Source organism: Nostoc sp. 'Lobaria pulmonaria (5183) cyanobiont' (assembly GCF_002949795.1).
GTDB lineage: Bacteria > Cyanobacteriota > Cyanobacteriia > Cyanobacteriales > Nostocaceae > Nostoc.
Genome location: NZ_CP026692.1, coordinates 5715635 through 5734496, shown reverse-complemented (window position 1 = coordinate 5734496; position 18862 = coordinate 5715635). Strand labels below are relative to the sequence as shown.

Here is an 18862-nt window from a genome sequence, read left to right as displayed (position 1 = left end):
CAAAACCTGCTAACGGATTATTGTTATCATGGATAGCATGGATAGCAGTACCGATATGAATCCTCGCGATCGCATCTTGGAGGCGGTGGCGCGTCTACTGACTGAGGGGGGACGCGAGGCGGTGTCCACCCGAGCTGTCAGTAGTGCCGCCAGCGTACAGATCCCGACGATCTATCGTCAGTTCGGCGATATGCAGGGTTTGCTTGAAGCGGTCACCAGCCAGGGCTACGCTACCTACCTCGCGAGCCATCTTAAGGGCGAGACCGATGAAAACCCCGTGGAAGACCTGCGCCGAGGCTGGGACGTGAACGTCGATTTCGGGTTGGCTAACCCCGCCCTGTACACGCTGATGTACGGCAATCCCCGCCTGGGTGCGCCGCATCCCACTGCTGTCAAGTTGCAGGATGTACTTCTCGATCGAGTGCGGCGGGTCGCCGAGTCCGGTCGCCTGAGCGTCAGCATTGAGCGTGCGGCGGACATGCTGTATGCCGCTGGGGCCGGTGTCGTCCTCGTACTGATTGCGCAAGGCGGTGCGAGTCATGACCGAACGCTCTCGGTCGCCACCCGTGAGGCGGTCCTTGCGGCGATCACCACCGACCCGCACACTGAGTCCGCGCATGCGCCCTCTCCCCGCAGCGATGCAACCCGCTACGCGGTAGCCCTCAAAGCATCTTTGTCGCAGGATGCACGTCCGTTCACCACTGCAGAACGCGCCCTCTTTGATGAGTGGCTCACGCGGTTCATCGACACGAAACTTTGATTTGAGGTGATCCTCGTCAGTTGCGATGCATTACACTTTGACTTGCTTGCCATCTCGGTCCTGTTGGTCAGAACCGATCGCCTCGATGCCGTGGTACGTCGGGATGAACAAGTAGACCTCTTGGATGAATTGCGTAGATGTCTGCTTCCCGATCTGCCACTGTGATCACACGACTTAAAGCCCAGGGCGAACACATCTAAATTATACTTGCTTACCACTGAGGTTAAGAATCAACAAAAAAATCAGCATTTCTCGTTTGATTTGTTTTCCTACCCTCAAAGCAATGGCTGCGGCGGGCTACGCCAACGCTTAATCCTTTGTCAATAAACAAAACTTAATGAGATTAGTTTTGGGTTTATTGAGAATATAGTAGTTTTATTGACATGATGGGTTCGCCCTGACCCCAACCCCTCCCCTTGGTAAGGCAGGGGAGCGTTTGCTTTACTCAAATGCGGGGTGAGGTTCTTTATTTTTGATTTATGCAAGAGGTCTATTATCTATCGTTATGCTCTAGTTGAAAACTATACTTGTATTATTTGTCCAAAATTAAGTCAAATCGCTCGGATTGCCGTCTAATATTTTATTGAAAAATAATTTGTTGTTTCTTAGGCGATTTTAATCAGTTTATCAGGACTAATTCAGAGCGATCGCTGATTATAGTCATTCATGTAGGGAATTCCGTACTGGAGTTGATTGGCCAGGGAACCGGAAAATAGAAAATAATAGATATATGGACAAACGCTATTTTTTACAGGCTAGTGCAGTCATAGTCGGCACAGCATTGTTATCAAGGTATATCAATTGGGGGTCACAAGCAATGACAACTTCTAATAGTGGATTTGAAGTTACCAAACCAGAGTCAGAATGGCGCACAATTTTAACGCCAGAACAGTTTAGTGTCTTGCGTAAACATGGAACTGAACGCCCTTACACCAGCTCATTGGATAAGGAATACGAGCAAGGCACTTATTATTGTGCTGCCTGTGAACTACCACTGTTTACATCTGATACCAAATTTAATAGTGGTACTGGCTGGCCTAGCTTCTTTAATCCAATTGAAGGTGCGATCGCCACGACTGTAGACAAGTCGTTGTTTATGAGCAGAACTGAAGTGCATTGTAGTCGCTGTGGTGGTCATCTGGGTCATGTTTTTGATGATGGTCCTGCACCCACTGGTAAACGCTACTGCATGAACGGTGTTTCACTGAAGTTTGATCCTGCTTGATAAGTTGCGTACGCGTAGTCCGTCGTGACATCGCACACACAAGCTAAATTATCAGATTTTGGAGCTTGACCAAGGGTGAATAAATTTTTGACAATAACTTTTCCTATTCAGTGCTAATGGACTAAGTATTGTCAATTTAAGGAAATGCAACTCTTGGTCTTCGCTAGAACTATTTACCTAAATCGTCCTATTTGTTTGAGTCTTTTTTCTCCTTTTTGTCTTTGGGATCTTTTTTAGGTTTTTTAGCTTCTTTATTACTTTTTCTTTCCTTCGACATCAGCGTTCTCCAACTAGGTGAATCAGTAAAAGCTTTCCCATTCTGCCGTCAGGAAATCAGGATATTACTTACCTGATATTTTTTTATGGCAAAAAAGAAAGTATCAGACATAAATGCTACTAACTACCATGATACGGTGTTGTTTGATTTTCTTCTGAGAGCCTTTTTGATCTATTTGAACCACATTCGCCTGTAGGGTGACATAGCTAGCTATGCTACCCTAATTATTTACAATGTCGCTACAAGATACTGCAAGCGATCGCGTCCATCGCAGACAGAACAACCATCCCTTGGGTAGCAACTTTTGGTTACCACACTTTTCAAGTAATCTCCCTATTCCCCGTCTCAGTTGTGGTCTAAATACCTGAAAATTCTTGTAATTCAGTAGACCTCTTGCATAAATCTAAAATAAGAACCCCAAAGAGCCAAAGCTGCTTTGTCTCCCCTAAGAGCTTGCGGGGAGGGGTTGGGAGTGGGTGTTAGGGACTTTTGCAGCAGGTCTAGTCAATACGCTTAGGTTAAGAAAATAGTAGCGACTGTTTTAAAAGTCAAGAGATCGCTTTGTTTGTGGAGATTTATGAAAGCGATGCCTACGGCGGGCTATTCGGCGTCGCACCTGTGTACTTGATCGCAGTGCGACAAAGTTTGAAGTACTCCAACACGATTTTGGAGTACCTCAACACGATTTTGGAGTACCTCAACACGACTTTGGAGTACCTCAACACGACTTCGGAGTACCTCAACACGACTTCAGAGTACCTCAACACGACTTCGGAGTACCTCAACACGACTTCGGAGTACCTCAACACGATTTTGGAGTACCTCAACACGACTTTCAAGTACCTCAACATGACTTCGAGGTATCTGTTGCTTATATAGCAGTCCTAAATCATTCGTGAGAATTTGAGATCGTTTTAACCCCCCTATAGTCCCCCTTGGTAAGCTACGCTGTATACACAAAGTCTGAAATAGCTTACTCACGTTTTATCTAAAAGTTATTCCTAAAGAAGTTGACCCTACCTTGTTCGCGATTCGCTCCTGAGTCTGCAAGATTTTGTCTGTTTTTTCTCCAGCGATCAAGGGAGTAAATATTAAAGCTGCTACCTGCAAGCAAAATAAACAGCACAATCCCGTAAGAAAGCATGGAAGTAGCTGCACCCCAGTTTTGTATCGATGTCACCCCCAACTTCAGAATGATCATCAGGGCAAAGGTGACAATCAAAGCGCTTCTAGTTGCTAACCCAAGTGTAATCAACACGCCTACAATTAACTCTACAGGGGGCACTAGATAAGAATTGATTCTCACCAGAAATTCTGGGAAATAAGAATTTGCTAGTTCTTTGACAGTATTTTCAGCGAATCCAGAGATATTGAAAATGCGAGTGAATCCGTGATTAAAGTAATTCACACCGATGAGAATTCGCAGCAACAAATAGGCAATCGCAACATCCTTTGATTTGAGACTAATGTAGTTTCTATTTTCAGTCATTGCCTGAACTCCAACTATGGTACGCCGACTGTAATTGATTTCAATAGCAGAAATTGGGAAGCACTTAGCGGTTTTGAGAGCTAACGTTCTTTCATAGACAGAATTAAGCGAACTGAGCGATCGCCGAAGAAGTAAGTGTGAAGCCAAGTAAATAATACTAGCAAACGACTGCGATAGCCAGGAAGATATACTAAATGAACTCCTAGCCACATCAGCCAAGCCAAGCATCCTGTAAAGGCAAATGCGCCAATTTTTCCCACACCTGAATAACAGCCAATAATCGCTAATCTTCCCTTGTTGAAATAGCTAAAATGCTCTGGTGATTTACCTCGGAATTGCCGCTGAATATTTCGGGCTACAGCAACACCCTGCTGAAGTGCCTCTGGTGCAACCCCAGTTAATGGTTTACCGTTCTGTTCGATATATGCCAGATCCCCAATGGCATAAATATTGGGTTGCTCTAGCAATTGTAGGGTGGGATGAACAAGTAACTTTCCCTTATTTGCTGAAGATACCTCCTCTGATGTTGTAGGAGAGTTTGCTTCTAACCCCGCAGTCCAAATGACGGTTGCAGTTGCAATTACCTCATCGTTTTGCAGATGTAAAGATTCAAAAGTCACTCTAGTCACTTTTGTTTGCAGATAAACCTCCACTCCTAGCTGATGTAATCGTTTGTAAGTGTAAAGTCCCAACTTCTTTGGCAAATCGGCCAATAAGCGATCGCCAGATTGCACGAGAATCAACCTCACTTGCGGCAAAAGTGTCGGATAATCTCGACGCAAGTGGCCTCGAAGCATTTCAACGAAAGCACCTGCAACCTCAACACCCGTTGGCCCGCCGCCAACGATGGTAAACGTCAGCAATTGTTGGCGTCGTAATGAATCAGATTCCTGGATAGCTCTCTCAAAACAAGAGAAAATGTGATTTCGGATTGCTATTGCTTCTTCTAGCGTTCTCATCGAGAACGCATATTCTAAAGCTCCAGGAACTCCCAAAAACTGGGTTTGGCTTCCAGTTGCAAGCACAAGAAAGTCATAGGTAATTGAACAACTATCTGTTTCAACAGTTTGCCTTGAAAAATCAATTTGCTCAACCTCAGCCATCAAAAACTGAACCTTAGACTTATTCCGCAGGAAAGAGAATCGCCGTAATATTGTGCGGATAGGGTAAGCAATGTATTCAGGTTCTAATTGACCTGTCGCAACTTGATACAACAACGGTACAAAGGTGTGATAGTTGTTGCGATCGATTAACAATACATCTGCACCAGAATCAGCTAAAGATTGAGCAGCTTGCAACCCACCGAATCCAGCGCCAACAATGACAACGCGGCGACTGTTCATTCTTCCCCTCTTGATTTAGCTAGTCGGTCAAGTTATTAACTGTTAATATATTGATAACAAATTATCGATAGTGCCATCAGATTTCAGTATTAAACCTCGTCGATTTTGAAACCTGGAGTTTTTAAGCAGAGTATATTATTCGGTGGTGGCTTGAGTTATGAGCTTTACTCTAATTCCAAAAAACTATGGTTTTCAAGGTAGAGGCGGTTTAGTAGCAAAATCAAAGCAGCGCTTCTCTAAAGAATTGGAGGAGTTTGGGCAAAAGTCTGTTAGGCAGAAAGTATTGCCTCAACTCCCCCAACATTCAAACCGACGATCGCCTCCACTCATTTACAATGTCGCTACAAGATCCTGCAAGCGATCGCGTCCATCCCGAAAGACGGGCCAACCATCCCCCACCAGCACTGCTTCTACCCGACTCAGTTGAGCCAACCTGTGAACAGAAGCAACAGCCTCCTCTCGATTCAGCAGCTTGTCATCTGGTAAAATCGTCAAGCTACCTGCTTTGCGTGCCCTGACTAAATCCCCTGTAATTAAAGTTGTCTCTTCCAGTAACAGAGCCAATTCACCGGGAGTTTTAGAACCATTGAGTTCAATCACCTCCAGTCCTGGGACAAATTCTTCACCATCAGATAGCCAGCGATCGCAAGGTATAGGAAAAGCGTCTTTTTCTGCCAGAGGACCAGCGATTTTAGCATAGGTTTGATCGGCAATTTCTTTACTTGCCCTGACGTGCTCAGAATTCGTCAGCACAATCCAAACCACACCACCGAGAGATTTCAGATGATTCCAATCATGGTTTGATAGGGCTACTGGGTCAATCAAGATGTTGCCATCTGGGCGAATCCAGGCAATCCCATTGAAATCAATATTTCTTGCCGGATTGAAATTAGACCAGCTATAGAGATCGGGGCGGTGCAAAGATTTCATGATGATTCTGGATCGGTACTTCAATAATTGACTATTAATCTCAATAATTAAGTATATAGATTAATAAGGTTGCATTCCCTCTGGATCTCAAATTTGAGTATACTACGATAAATCTATCGATATTGTTGATTTTGTTGGGTTTACAGAAATTTCCGCATAACTGCAATAGAGATTAACGGAGGTATAAAGGTGAGCCAGATGCAGCGGCAAAAAATATCAGCGAAGGCAGGTCAATTTACAGAGTCGGTAATTCGAGAAATGACAAGGGTGGCACTGCAATATGGTGCAGTGAATCTGGCGCAGGGGTTCCCTGATTTTCCCTGTCCCTTGGAGTTGAAACAGGCAGCATATCAGGCAATAGAGGCAGATGTCAACCAGTATGCCATTACTTGGGGCGATGTCTGGCGACAAGCCGCTTCTCTACGAGAGGCTCCGCCAACGCGTCTACGCCCATTTCGTCATGCGATCGCTAACAAAGTCCGTTGGTATCTCGGCTTAGATATCGATCCCGAAACCCAAATCACCGTCACCTGTGGTTCCACAGAAGCAATGGCATCTGTGATGCTAGCGACAGTCGATCCGGGTGACGAAGTAATTGTATTTGAGCCATATTATGAAAACTACGGCCCCGATGCGATTTTAGCTGGTGCTATTCCCCGCTACGTGACACTGCATCCTCCTCATTGGACATTTGATGAAGCACAGTTGCGTCAAGCTTTCAATGCCAATACCAAAGCGATTATTATCAACACACCCCACAACCCCACAGGTAAAGTCTTCACCCGTGAAGAACTCACCTTAATTACTGAACTTTTTAATATAAATTTAAAAATGCTTAGTTTAGGCATTGATTTGTTAAAAACAATAACATTATTTTCGAGTTAAATTTAACTCTAACTTTTGATACCCGATATAAAGTTGACTTGCCAAATGAAACCACACTTGTCAACGAGGGTTTATAAGCCTTAATGTATAGTATTTCCCAGAAAAACAATACCAAACTAGTGTAGAATTCCTTCAATTTCCCGGTAATTATATCGGGATAGTAAGCTTAAAAATTCTGGATTAAAAACCCCATTGACTCTTTAAAAGGATAAGACTAATGTGATGAGTAGTCCTTCCGGGGACACTATTTTATGCATCAAAAAATCAGGAGGTATTTCCGATGATGATGATGATGACTGAAACCATGACTCCAGAAATGCAAAATAGTAACAGCAGTGAGTGAACCATCCAATAATGTCTTTTTTAGTTACTGCATTCAGAGCATTTGTAATGGCCTTGTCTAACTCAAGATAAGTTCTAGCAGCTTGGGATGCCTGCGGCGAGCTACGCCTACGCAAAAACTCTTTTACCTTCGACCAACAGTTTTCAATGGGTGAAAAATCAGGAGAATAGAGAGCGATCGCTATATTATGCGATCGCTCTCTTACCCAATAATTAATTTGCTCAAACTGTATTTGAGCGAAGTAGTCTTCTAAGTCCAATAAAGAATTTCAACATTTGGAAAGCGCCTACTAATCTCACTCTCAAAAAAGCAACGCAACGCCTTCATTGTGTCTTTCTCGTAAACATACTTTGTCCCACCAAACTTATTACGCTTGACACTGCGTTTTGCCTCATCCATCTCTAATTTTGATTGCGGATACCAAGTTTGTAACACTTCTTTTGACCCAGGCGTGAAGCGATGCGAGATGAGTTCAAAGGTCACGTTACAGTCAAAATCCAGTGCCTCGTTTATCTGGTCAAACAAAGAACTATAGTGCATCTGCCAATCGTCTATCGGCATAATTGGCGCGATCACCAAACCGACTGGATAACCGCCACCGCCACGCTCTTGTGGTAGCGCCAACCGTCGCAACGCATTAAGTCTGGATGCTACGGAGGCTGTGCCACCTTCAAACTTACCAGAAATCGGTGCTGCATTAACACTCATCCGACAGCGAGTATGCCCTTTATGTGGTAAGTCGAGTAATCCATCCACAGCATCAAACTTCGATACCCAACGTAGATGTGCATTGGTACGAGTGCCAAAGTAACGGATACATTCAGCCAGACTTCCAGTTAAATGCTCAATACCTAATGCGTCAGTATAACAGCTAACTTCAAAACTTGTGTTTTTCCCCTGTTGCTCGTAGTTAGCTAAGTTCTCTAATATCTGCGGTAAGTTAGCAAAAACGCGGATGACAGGTGGCCCCGACAAGCTACCAGCTAAGTAGCAGTATTGACAATGAGCCGGACAACCCTCAGCAAGGTGAAACTGCCAATCCGCAGAAGGTGGAATGGGACTCAGTTTAAAAGAACTGGGTGGTGCAGTAACTACTGCTAAGGTACGTTTGGCGATGTTGTAAGTATCCCGCTCAGACTCACCGCGCAGTCCCTTCAGGCGGTTTTGTGATAATTCTTCTATTGGTAAGTTGAGTGACTGCACACGTGCAAAAATCTGCTGCCCCCAAACCTCATCTAGGGCAGCAGGTGTAAACAGTACCCGTTCAGGTATCCACAACCGTGGTGATTTTGTTTGTGTATCTGATACTGAAACTTGGTCTGTAATTGTATTCAGCAATATTTTTCTCCGTTATTTAGTTTGCTGATTTCTGCAATTAATTTTCCAGGACTTGCTTAATTCGTCGTTCTAACAAATCAAGATCCAAACTGCCTTCATCACGGTTAATTCGACGCACAGTCGAATTAACATTACTTAAATTTACCAATAAATCTTGAAGAATTTCCTGCTGCTGACGTGCTTGCGTAACTTCGCGTGGCTCTTGTACTAAATCACGCACGATGGTATCTTCAGCGCGAGAGGCAATAATTGGATCGCTTTGCCCTTGAATGTGAACAAAGGTTCGTCGCCCTGGCCCTCGCTCCTCTTCTATTGGTATAACTGCTGTTACTTGGTCAGAACGCACATATTTGCCAAATCCTAAATGTACTAGCTCTGATGAGAGGATTTTCATATAATTGAAGCGTTATTTTTAAGTCTTACTTATATTGTAAAATCTATGAAAGTGACTTAAAGCTATAGACCATACGGGTTATACCCAATTTAAAGTAGTAGTTTCCTGTCCCAATTGCTGCTTGATATCTCTGTGTCAGTTACACTATTTTTGCCAGCTTTCGGGCATGTTCTAAGGTTTTACCAAGCTCATTAAACTCAAGTTTTAGGTTGGAGTCCTAACTTTGGCTTGTTAAGTACAGCATTTCATTAATTCGTAGCGAATTAAATTCAGTAATACCTTGCAATGCCAATGCGTCCTCTTACAATGCCAATGCGTCGGCCGCATTGTTAATGCGTCCCCTTACAATGCCAATGCATCGGGATGCATTGTTAATGCGTCCTCTTACAATGCCAATGCGTCGGCTGCATTGTTAATGCATCCCCTTACAATGTCAATGCATCGAGATGCATTCTAACAGTCATCTTTGTGCGAGTTTGATTGCAAATAATATAGGACTCCAAGTTGTAAATTTATTAGTAGCCTCTTTCTTCACTGGCAAAATATTTAATCTTGCTCCGATTCAATATCTTCGTCTGCGATCGCAAAATCACTGATGTAATCCCGTACAACACGCTCAAAAAATAGGGGAGCAGGCAAACCTGTCCAATCGCTGTAGTGACCAAAGCCATAGCGCAGTGACTCTACAAGGGCAGCTAGATCATCAGGATTATCTTCTGGTTGACGTAAGGTAACAACAATCTCAAGGGGGTTTGGAGAAGGCCAGCGACCCACAAATGGAACTTTTGTAGAGAGTTGACTTATCTTTAACCCAGCTTTGTTGGCTAGGGTCTGGGTTGAACGATAACAACTTTGCCCGCGTGGATATTGATGTGGTGCTTCACGTGCCACAGATAGATAAGCCACACATCCAGTTTGCTTAGTGGCGCTGAGTCGGAATAACCCAGTCGAACTAGAAGCTGAAGGAATTTTAAGCGTAGGCGGCAGTTTGTTTAGCTCTTCTTTAGTTCTGGTATCTTCTAAAGAAGTCTCTATTAAATGTCTGGCTTTTTTCTCAATAATTCCAGGGGCGAGTTCTTGGCGAATACGAATTAGACGTGCGCCTTGCCATTCATCCTGCATATATTGATGCTGCTGGCCAAGGTTAATTTGATTAGTATTTATTTCCTCATCTTTGAGCCAAGACCATAATTGGACACAGTTGGAAGAATCAATCATAACCAATGGTTGCATCCCTTCTTCCACAGAGTTAGAAACAATTTGTTTTACAAATTTCATGAATTGAGTCTTGCGTACAGCTTTATCATTAGCTAGTTTGATTGGAGTAAGTTGGGCAATAAAAGCTAGTGCATCAGGAAAGCTAAACCACGGGCTGATTACTAAATTTCCTTTCTCGTAAGCACAGCAAAGCTCACATTTTCCTGTATCTACATTGAGGCGCATTACCACTGCTAAAAATGTATTCTCAATAACACCACGAGCGCGACCCCTTTGTTTACGGACGATTGTGACCCCTAAAATTTCTTTTGGTCTAGCTTCTGGTGGGATATTTTGCAAGTACTTGTCAACTTTTTCTTTTACACCATCAATCCGACCAGAATGAGCCGAGAACAAATCTTTCAGAGCCGACTGCATCCGATGGAAGAAATCTGCGAGTTTGAGATGCTTTGTTTTCCGTGTCTTTGCAATGGGTAGAAGAAACTGAACACCACTACCAACATTTGCAAGTGCTTGGCGGGTTGAAGGTTTATTAACCTTATCGTCATGTTTAACAGTGTTTTGACCAGTAGGATCTGCGTAAAACTGCCGTGCCATTATCAAGGAGAAAGTTGGCTTATTCGGGTCTTCAATCTGTTTTGCAGTGGAATCCCATGCTTTAATTCGCTGAGGCGATCGCTCCTTATTTTTCAAATCTTTACCAGGTAAAACCTCTCGTGGCCCGTGAGTATTTGCTGGCAAGCGATTAATAAGAATTTCGAGTGTGTTTCCCCACAAAACTTTAGTAATTTTCTGCAATAGCTTTGCTTCTGTCTCCAAATCAGCTTCATAAAATATAAACAGTCTCGGTTGCTCATTAGGATATAGTCGCTGCATCGCTGCTTGGTTTGCCTGAATGATAGTTTGGAGATCATTCGTTTGATTCGGCGTAAATCTATTAAATTGAAAAGCTTTTCTTCCCCACTCAATCTCTTCTAAACGGATACCAAAGTGTTTACTTAGCAAGTCATTAATTTGATTGTCGTTGAGTTGTTCGAGGTATTTTGCGGTAAACTCCAAGTTGGAATTTGTTTCGAGAGCTTCCAAAACACCACCAAGCAGTGTAGGAAGATTAATCATACGCGATGCTGTATCATCTAGTTTGTGCTTGGATGGTACTTTTGTGTAACCATCGAATATTTTGATTCCTAATGGGTTAATAATTTTAGCGATCGCTTCAAACGCATCTAATTTATCAATTTCTGGTACACCTGTTTCAATACCGTATTTTTCTGAACTTTCTTCGTCTTCTTCTGAATTATCTTGAAGTCCATTACGGTAAGTAAGAACTACCTTACAGCTATCAGTAGAGGCTTTGCCCAAAGCAATTTCTTGCCCATTAAAAGATTCCAGAGGCAGTTTCAATTCTCTCCGCAGGATTTCAAAATCTGTATCTGTCACCCAAATCCAGTTTTTCTTCTCTTGCTTGTTATTTTTACCATGTTTGTTATTTTTATCTTGTTCACATTTTACTCGATAGCTAAAGGCGCGATCGGGATAGTCTTGAGAAAATATGAAACCGCTAATATTCCTACGATCATATTTAGGATCTTTTAACTGAGTAAACCAGCGACGTTTGGAAACCTCAACTTTCATCAAAGGTTGAGGCAAATAAGGATAAGTCACAACTTCCAAGCTCACCACAAAACTGAATTTCCCTTTTGTGTCAGGTAAGGAGATCGGATCGGTCATCAATTCTACAATCCCAGAATCGCTGGAAATAATCCGTTTTATCGGCCCTAACTCTGGAAAAATCTCCTGTCCTGCAATTTGACGAGCTACGTAATCTACTATCGCACGATAGGCATATTTATCTGTTAAATCTTTTGGCTGAGTTGTACCTGTCTGTTTAGACCAATTCCAAGGGAATACTTGAGATTTAAATGGAGAAATTTTCAGAAGTTCTCCTCTTTCCTGTAAATCTTGCAAGCGGTCAATAATATTGGTTGATATGTCTTCTTTTATTGCAAAAGGCCTTAGATGATTTGTAAACCACTCGTTAATAACTGGGCGAAGCATTTGATTGATATCTTCTTCATTCCCACCATTTAGGTAAACAAAAGGTTCTGGATCATGTCCCCTTTTAGCATTATTCAATGCGAACTTCGTAAGACCTACATCTGGTTCAATTCGCGCTGCATTTTTTAGTACTACCTCTAGAAATCCTCGAAATGAGGCATAGGGTAGATTTTTGACATTAGTTCCTTTTTGAATATCTGCAAAATCTAACGAAGCTGCCTTTGTCCAAGCAAGAGTAAAACCCTCGACTATAATTGGACGCAGATCATCAGGTACAGTGAAAGCTAAGGGAAATTGCTTGATTAACTTGATTTGTCCTTGCTGAATATAAAAGGTATTTGAAACTAAATTACCGTCAGTTTCTTCGTCTTCGTATTCTTCAGATAAATCTTCTTCAAGTTCAATTTTATCATAAAAATTGTCGCTCATTTTTACATCTCCAATAGTGTTGAAAAATCATTGAAACCATCTTCTTCATCTGTAAAATCTTGGAAATTAGCTAGTTCATCAGGGTAAATTACTCCTTCAATACGTTGTAAAGGTGCTAGAAATGCGCCGTAAAGTTCTTGATAAATTTCCCGAATTACAGGCTCGGGGTGGTTGACACATTCTTCTAAAATGATTCGCATCTGCACCAGCATACTATCTCGCCCAGAATCGGGTTTATCTTCTGCTGATTTTTTAGCCCAAGCTGCATCCACAAAGTAAACTGATACTGGGCATCCATTCCGCATCCCGCGCCCAATTGTTTGCAAAATAGCAACCATTTGATTAGCTGTAAATGATTTGAACAGTTCAGGGCCTAAACGGCTAGCCATTAAAGGTTCACGTAATAATCTATTGGCAGTTCGCCAAAGGTCTTTTCTTGATTGCTGCCAAGAAGTTGCGATCGCATTTAAATCTTCTGTTTCACTAAAAACTCGACTATCAAATTCTTGTGTTGCCCGTCCTGCCAAGCTGTACAATAGCCGCATATCATCCTTGGTAGGATGAGGACGAGTCAGGAAGTAAATCGAGCCAATTGCGGCATCTAGCTTCCTATCCCCTTTGGTGAAAACGATGTTCACACCTCGATTAATTGCCAACATGGGAAAAATTAAAATATCACAGTTTTCATCGTCTCCTAATGCCTCACACTGAGCAGAGGTGATAAAATCCTGCGGTTGTTCTCCATCTCTGAGGGATTTAACAATTGCCTTTGTATGCTGCCCAACTTCAGGATGATAGTCATTGATATACTTCTTGATTGTGCGAGCCTGATCGTAACTATTGACAACTAAAGCGGCTTTGCGGCGAATACCAAACTTTACATCAAAATGACGCATGGACTTGTAAATTTCAGATTTAGTAATTCCTCCGCGCACAAGAGCATTCACCATCCGCTTAAGATTATGGTTTTGAAGTTCGCCAGCGCCACTATATTTGAGGGGTTGATCACCACGTTCACTATCTGGAAACCATTTGAAACGATAAACGCTCTGTTCTGGTTTATATTCTGACTGACGCGGTTTTAGTAAATAATGCGGACCAGCATTAATATGATAAGCGGGACTAGCTTCTAAAAATGAAGTTGCCGAGGTAATTAAAACGGCTGGGCTTGGATGTCCATCATCTGCCTCTAACAACTGATGAAAGCGATGCATTAACATTCGCGGCGCACCAACAAATGTAATGTAGGACAATTGCACATTTCTAGCGGCGGTGCGTGTTGTTTGTGCTTTGGAAAAACTGTATTGCACCCCAGAAAAGGAACCTAAAATGCTTTCTGGAATAAATTTTCTCAGTTCTGGTGATGCAGTTGACTCCCCAATGGTTTCACGAATGAATCCCTCTGCAACCATCGTTCTAGTTCCTGGTACAATTCGCTGGTAGCCCACAATTACGAAAGTAACAGTTATAAGTAATTTAGCCAAATCTTCTGCTTCTATTGTTGGTAAATGATTTGGAAAACAGAGCTTGAGAAATAATTCCGCAATTTCTTCTACGATCGCATCACGTCGCTTAATCAGATTTTCAGCCAGGTAACGGCGGAAATGACTAATGAGAGTTTTCCATTGCTTTTCAAGGGTTTTACGGTTATAGCCTAAAATCCGAGGCCACAAATCTGCTTTAAAGTATTGAGGGTTCTCCACACCTGTGCGATCATAGAAGGCGTTATATGCTGCCGCTTCCCAAAATTCAGTCAGCGCCCGACTTTTGCTAAAACCTAGTGTGGCTTCTTGTTCATCAATGTCATCCTGCTGAGAGGATTTCTTTAAAGTATTCAATAGTTCGCTAACAATCCGTAATACAGTTAGCAATTGATTTTCGTAGCGTTCTCCCACCCGCGACTTAGACATATTCTGAAGGGTGGTAATTAAGGAAGTATTATGGTTGCCAAATTCTGACAAGTCACGACTATAAAGTTCTACATCCCGATCAAATAATCGATAGTTCTCGCCACGAGCAAAGCGGTTATGGATTTGTTCTAGAATTACCCGATGAATGGATCGCTCTGAGCCTGAAATACTTAAGGTTGCTGCCCCATAACCATCTAACACTGATTGCACCATGTCGCCTTCGTCGAAAACAACTACGTCGAAGGTACGGGCAATTAACTCAAAATATCGTACTTGTTCCTGAATCGCATGAGGTGATATTTGAGTATCGAGCGATCGCACATGACCAACCCAAATATTAGCACCCAACAAATCTCGCGGTGCTTTGTTTCGACCGCACATGGTCCATAAAGGACACAGGCATTTCTTCATCTTTCCCTGTTTCCCCCCGCCTTGCAATATCTCGTTGCAAGGTGCGTAACCAAAGCCCCACAGAGACATATCAGCAGTTGAAAAGGCTGGTAGGACGCAGTTCATACCAAAAACTTCTGCCTGTTCTAAGGTGTAGGCAAAGCCACCATTACCTCGTGTTGCGTTCGCTGAAAGCGTGCCGGCGGCAATCGCCTCAGCAATATTATCTGCATGACGACGGCGAGTTTCATCACTTTGACCGACAAGCATTCCGACTTTCACCTGATGAAATGCCAGTTCAGCCATGTACTGTCTAGCAACTTCAATGGAGGGAAACACAAACATGGCTTTATAGTCATTTAGTCCCAGCCAGATAGCTATCAGCACGAGGATGGTTGTTTTACCTGACCCTGGCAAACCAATTAAGTGCTTGATGTCTTCTAATTCCAGAACATCATCTTCTTTCCGCAGACCTTTTCCAGCCTCCGATACCATGAGGTCAAAGCGTTCAAAGCGTTTTTGCCAGCTACCTGCTCGTCGCTCAGGATCTTGCTTTTCACGCTCGTCCATCTCAATAGCCAGATCGCGCAATTCACTTAGGGGAATGCGAATCTTTCCTCTTGGTTGGCGGTTGAGAGAATGTGTACGACGTGCAGCAATCGGGGCATTTATACGAGGGATGTCTAACTTCACGGCGGTTGACTCTTCACCTAACGCAACCGCCATCGCCTGACGAGGATCGGCAAATGTAAAACCATACGAATCGTATGATAAAGGGGCACTTAAAATTTGACGCGCTTGTGTAATTTGAGAATCTTCTAAAGGATCTGTTCTTTTGAAGTGCAGTGTTTCGGTATCAATCTCATACGCTCCTTTAGTGTGGTTGCAGTAATGATGATTGTTATAGAGAGCAATTGCGTGTTGAACTGACTGCCGTGTAACAAAAGTCAGGGACATCTGCCGCATATTGAAAATAGCTTGACGGGCTTGCTCTAATGCAGGTGCATTTAAAATGCTGGCCATGCCTGACATAATGACTGGTGCATACTCCAGTGAATTAGTATCAATAAATTCCTCCATTAAGACGCAAAGCCAGCAAATTCGGTCTATACCTTTCCAAAAATCAGGTTTGGTTCGCATAAGGCATCTTCTTTAAAAAATCAATTACAGAGGAAACCGACATAACTTCTAAACTGGCGGGATCACCCTTTTTATCTAATGTTGAGATGAGAGTAGAAATGTAGCTTAGGTTATCCTCAATTAAGCGATCGCTCACAGCAAGAATGCGGCGGCGATAGTGAATCAGCCCGCCAATACTACGATTGAGACGCAAAGCCAGAGTCACAGGACTTGTGTAAGATTTGGCATCAATTCCAATTGCCCGTTCGTTAATTGCCACATCGCATAAATCAGACTCCGGGTAAAGTTCAGCATTGAGCTTATTTTGTCCGGCTATATCAAATATGGCTAATTCGTCAATTGCTGGGCCTGTCCAGTACATGAGAATTTGCGGCTTGGCAATTCGTAAAATATCATTGGGATCTAGTTTTTCAGATACTTTTGGCGAGTTGTGGCCAATGCACTGGCGAATTGGACAGCGCCCTTGTGAAAAAAGTTTTTTGTTGGGATGCGATCGCATCAGTGTGCCACAGTGGGCGCAGCGATGTGCTAGTCCATCAACTAGCCAGATATCTGGTACTGAGTCGAAGAATTTCTCAATAATCATTCCCTGTAAAGGGGTCAAGTCATTTTCAAGCAAGTAGTCTAATAGTTGCCGTTCTCCTATCAGAGAGTACCTGCCAAATAACTCCCGCAGAGCGGTGTAAGCTTTGTGTTGGCGACGGCCGCCTAGTCGTTCAGTTGCTTGGCATAAGTCAGTATATAACCGATGCTCAATCACATTATCTTCGCCAAAAGCCCCGCTCAGATTGGCAATCTCTGCACAGTCTGAAGTAGGTACTCGTAAATCTGGATCGATTAAGGTAACGTTAGAAAAGCGAAAGTCTGATTGGTTAAAAACCCCTAACTGCCAACGATCGCAACCAAGAGAGTATCGCGCGTTATCTAAAACAGTATGCACGCAGGCAGCGCGATCGCTTTGTCCTTCTTCAATATATAGACGACCCAATTTGCACATTGCTTGATAGAGTTCAGGTGGCAGCATACTATCGTCTTGGCGCACAATTTCTCGACCTGGGAGAACCCGATCGTATTGGCGAAGAATTCCCTGAGCAAGTAACACCACAGCATCTTCAGCCAGATCCATCGCTGGGCGGTGTCCTGTATGTAAAGGCAAAGAGGTTGCTGAAATTGCAGGTAGCCATCTGGGATGATGTCCTTGAGCCTCTGCAATAATTTGCCTCTCTAAAGCATCTTCAGGAAAAGAAGGCAAAACTTGAGTAATTGCTGCAAGTGTCCAACCTTTCTTCAATAGGAGGGCAGTTGCCAATCCCTCCAAAATCTGCCGAAATCCAAATTCTTGTCCTTTGGGTTGTGATAAAAGTTGTTTTGTTCTCCACGAGCGAATGGTACGAAGACCAGGTGATTCTATAGACAGTTCAAGGTGTTTAATCTGGCATTTTAGCTCCTTTGTCAGAGCCTCCGCAGTTCCCTGCCACTCACGCACGTCCTCAAAGTACATGGCTATGTATAATACAAATTACATTTTAATATGTTTACACTAAATGATGTAAATTAAAATGTAAACTTTTTATTTATACTGCAAAACTACGCTGTACAGCGATTTTACTTACAACAAACTTTGGTTTTCTACGTATTTCCTACATAACCTCAAGTTTTGGAATAGGCGATACCTACGGTGAGCTACGCTAACGCACTTCATACAGCGATCGCAATTTGAGGATATCTTGCCATTCGAGATCGGTGAATGGTTGGGTAACTAGTTCTATGCCAAAGTACTGTTTTGCCGTTTCTGTCAATGTATCCACAATCTTTGCAATCCATCCGTCCTCTTGGTGTGTGTTGCAAAGTGAGGTATTCCACGGAGCCGATTGTTCAAAGATTTCCTCAAATAAACCTTTGTCTGTAGACAAAATCATCGAGCCGTGTTGAAGAATAGTATTTCTTCCCTTGCGTTGGGCGCTACCAATAAATTTACTTCTATCGGCAGTAACTAAGTCAGCTGCTGTTGCTGTATTAAAGCAACTGGGATTGTGAATGTAACCCCGTCCAGCAGAACCATAATTTAACTCAATACCCAAGATTTGCCAGCCTTGGATCAAAAAGTTACAGATTTTTTCATAAGTACCCCAGCTTTTTCCAGTACTAGCTGAGGTGATTAGAGCGTAGGTTAAGTTCCCTTGGTGGAGAACAGCTCTACCTCCGGTTGGACGACGAACTAGATCGAGTGGCTGTCCCTGGTAAATCAGATTATGCCACTCGACAGGCCATTGTTTTTGCAGATATCCCAAGGAGAGAGCATAGGGATACCAAGTATAAAAACGCAAGGTAGGCGGATGTTGTCCGTTTTCGCATTGGTTGAACAACCAAGCATCGATCGCCATTTGCACTGCTCCTGATGTCTGAAGCATTGGGATGAAACGCCAGGTGGGTGATGATTCGGTTGCTAGTTGTTTCATCAGTTTCGGACTGTGGAAATATATTGACATTCTCATATCAGTATTTAATGATACTTTTATTTCAGATTATCAGGAAAAATCTGTTTATGAATTTCATCAAAACAATCTTTCAGTACGCAATCCGTTCTGCGATCGCTCTGTTACTGGCTATGGTTTTGTTTGTTACCAACTTATTCTGATTAGCCACGAGTGAAGGATCGCTCATTGCAAAGAAAGCGGGATGTTTTGCTAGTTTTTTCGGATGGACTTTTCGACCTATCCCTTGTATTTATGG

Annotated in this window: 16 protein-coding genes; 6 read left to right on the top strand and 10 right to left on the bottom strand. The window is 43.0% G+C overall.

The window, feature by feature from the left end:
* The first annotated feature begins 55 nt into the window (after positions 1 to 55).
* The 4 genes from NLP_RS25410 (at position 56) to NLP_RS33595 (ending at position 3141) form a co-directional block, all read left to right on the top strand.
* Positions 56 to 760 carry a TetR/AcrR family transcriptional regulator gene (locus NLP_RS25410; protein ID WP_234017065.1) on the top strand — a complete coding sequence of 235 codons (705 nt, stop codon included), beginning with the start codon at positions 56 to 58 and terminating at the stop codon, positions 758 to 760.
* A 6-nt stretch (positions 761 to 766) separates the two neighbouring features.
* The gene (locus NLP_RS33600; protein WP_158680530.1) at positions 767 to 925 is read left to right on the top strand and encodes a hypothetical protein; all 159 of its coding nucleotides are present in this window, start codon (positions 767 to 769) and stop codon (positions 923 to 925) included.
* 565 nt (positions 926 to 1490) lie between these two features.
* Complete coding sequence (gene msrB / locus NLP_RS25405) at positions 1491 to 1985, top strand: peptide-methionine (R)-S-oxide reductase MsrB (RefSeq protein ID WP_104908748.1); 495 nt, start codon at positions 1491 to 1493, stop codon at positions 1983 to 1985.
* An 838-nt stretch (positions 1986 to 2823) separates the two neighbouring features.
* A complete protein-coding gene (locus tag NLP_RS33595) occupies positions 2824 to 3141 on the top strand; it encodes a hypothetical protein (RefSeq protein WP_234017064.1) in 318 nt (105 codons plus the stop codon).
* Between the two features lie 109 nt (positions 3142 to 3250).
* Here NLP_RS33595 and NLP_RS25400 read toward each other — a convergent pair whose 3' ends face one another.
* The 3 genes from NLP_RS25400 to NLP_RS25390 all read right to left on the bottom strand — a co-directional run bounded on the left by NLP_RS25400 (position 3251) and on the right by NLP_RS25390 (position 6024).
* Complete coding sequence (locus NLP_RS25400) at positions 3251 to 3751, bottom strand: DoxX family protein (RefSeq protein ID WP_104908747.1); 501 nt, start codon at positions 3749 to 3751, stop codon at positions 3251 to 3253.
* Positions 3752 to 3831: 80 nt separating this feature from the next.
* Entirely contained in the window at positions 3832 to 5094 is a 1263-nt protein-coding gene (locus NLP_RS25395; protein WP_104908746.1) for an NAD(P)/FAD-dependent oxidoreductase, read from the bottom strand.
* A gap of 330 nt (positions 5095 to 5424) precedes the next feature.
* Complete coding sequence (locus NLP_RS25390; RefSeq protein ID WP_104908745.1) at positions 5425 to 6024, bottom strand: MBL fold metallo-hydrolase; 600 nt, start codon at positions 6022 to 6024, stop codon at positions 5425 to 5427.
* Positions 6025 to 6222: 198 nt separating this feature from the next.
* On the opposite strand from NLP_RS25390, the gene NLP_RS25385 reads away from it, so the two are divergent.
* Positions 6223 to 6909: an aminotransferase class I/II-fold pyridoxal phosphate-dependent enzyme gene (locus NLP_RS25385; RefSeq protein ID WP_234017381.1), complete on the top strand. Its 687-nt coding sequence runs from the start codon at positions 6223 to 6225 to the stop codon at positions 6907 to 6909.
* A 200-nt stretch (positions 6910 to 7109) separates the two neighbouring features.
* Here the strand turns inward: NLP_RS25385 and NLP_RS35195 are convergent, their stop codons facing one another.
* The 7 genes from NLP_RS35195 to NLP_RS25350 all read right to left on the bottom strand — a co-directional run bounded on the left by NLP_RS35195 (position 7110) and on the right by NLP_RS25350 (position 18540).
* Entirely contained in the window at positions 7110 to 7511 is a 402-nt protein-coding gene (locus NLP_RS35195) for a hypothetical protein (protein WP_104908744.1), read from the bottom strand.
* A complete protein-coding gene (locus NLP_RS25375) occupies positions 7502 to 8524 on the bottom strand; it encodes a spore photoproduct lyase family protein (protein WP_104910035.1) in 1023 nt (340 codons plus the stop codon). Before NLP_RS25375 ends, NLP_RS35195 begins: the two co-directional genes overlap by 10 nt.
* Positions 8525 to 8627: 103 nt before the next feature.
* Positions 8628 to 8984, bottom strand: coding sequence for a hypothetical protein (locus tag NLP_RS25370; RefSeq protein WP_104908743.1), 357 nt, complete (start codon positions 8982 to 8984; stop codon positions 8628 to 8630).
* A 546-nt stretch (positions 8985 to 9530) separates the two neighbouring features.
* The gene (locus tag NLP_RS25365; protein ID WP_104908742.1) at positions 9531 to 12689 is read right to left on the bottom strand and encodes an RNaseH domain-containing protein; all 3159 of its coding nucleotides are present in this window, start codon (positions 12687 to 12689) and stop codon (positions 9531 to 9533) included.
* A gap of 2 nt (positions 12690 to 12691) precedes the next feature.
* Complete coding sequence (locus NLP_RS25360) at positions 12692 to 16129, bottom strand: hypothetical protein (RefSeq protein ID WP_104908741.1); 3438 nt, start codon at positions 16127 to 16129, stop codon at positions 12692 to 12694.
* A complete protein-coding gene (locus NLP_RS25355) occupies positions 16113 to 17630 on the bottom strand; it encodes a restriction endonuclease-related protein (protein WP_104908740.1) in 1518 nt (505 codons plus the stop codon). Before NLP_RS25355 ends, NLP_RS25360 begins: the two co-directional genes overlap by 17 nt.
* Positions 17631 to 17817: 187 nt before the next feature.
* Positions 17818 to 18540, bottom strand: a complete 723-nt coding sequence (locus tag NLP_RS25350; protein WP_234017063.1) for a lipoate--protein ligase family protein — start codon at positions 18538 to 18540, stop codon at positions 17818 to 17820.
* A gap of 4 nt (positions 18541 to 18544) precedes the next feature.
* Here NLP_RS25350 and NLP_RS33590 point away from each other — a divergent pair, with 4 nt between their 5' ends.
* Positions 18545 to 18781, top strand: a complete 237-nt coding sequence (locus tag NLP_RS33590; RefSeq protein WP_158680528.1) for a hypothetical protein — start codon at positions 18545 to 18547, stop codon at positions 18779 to 18781.
* Positions 18782 to 18862 lie beyond the last annotated feature (81 nt).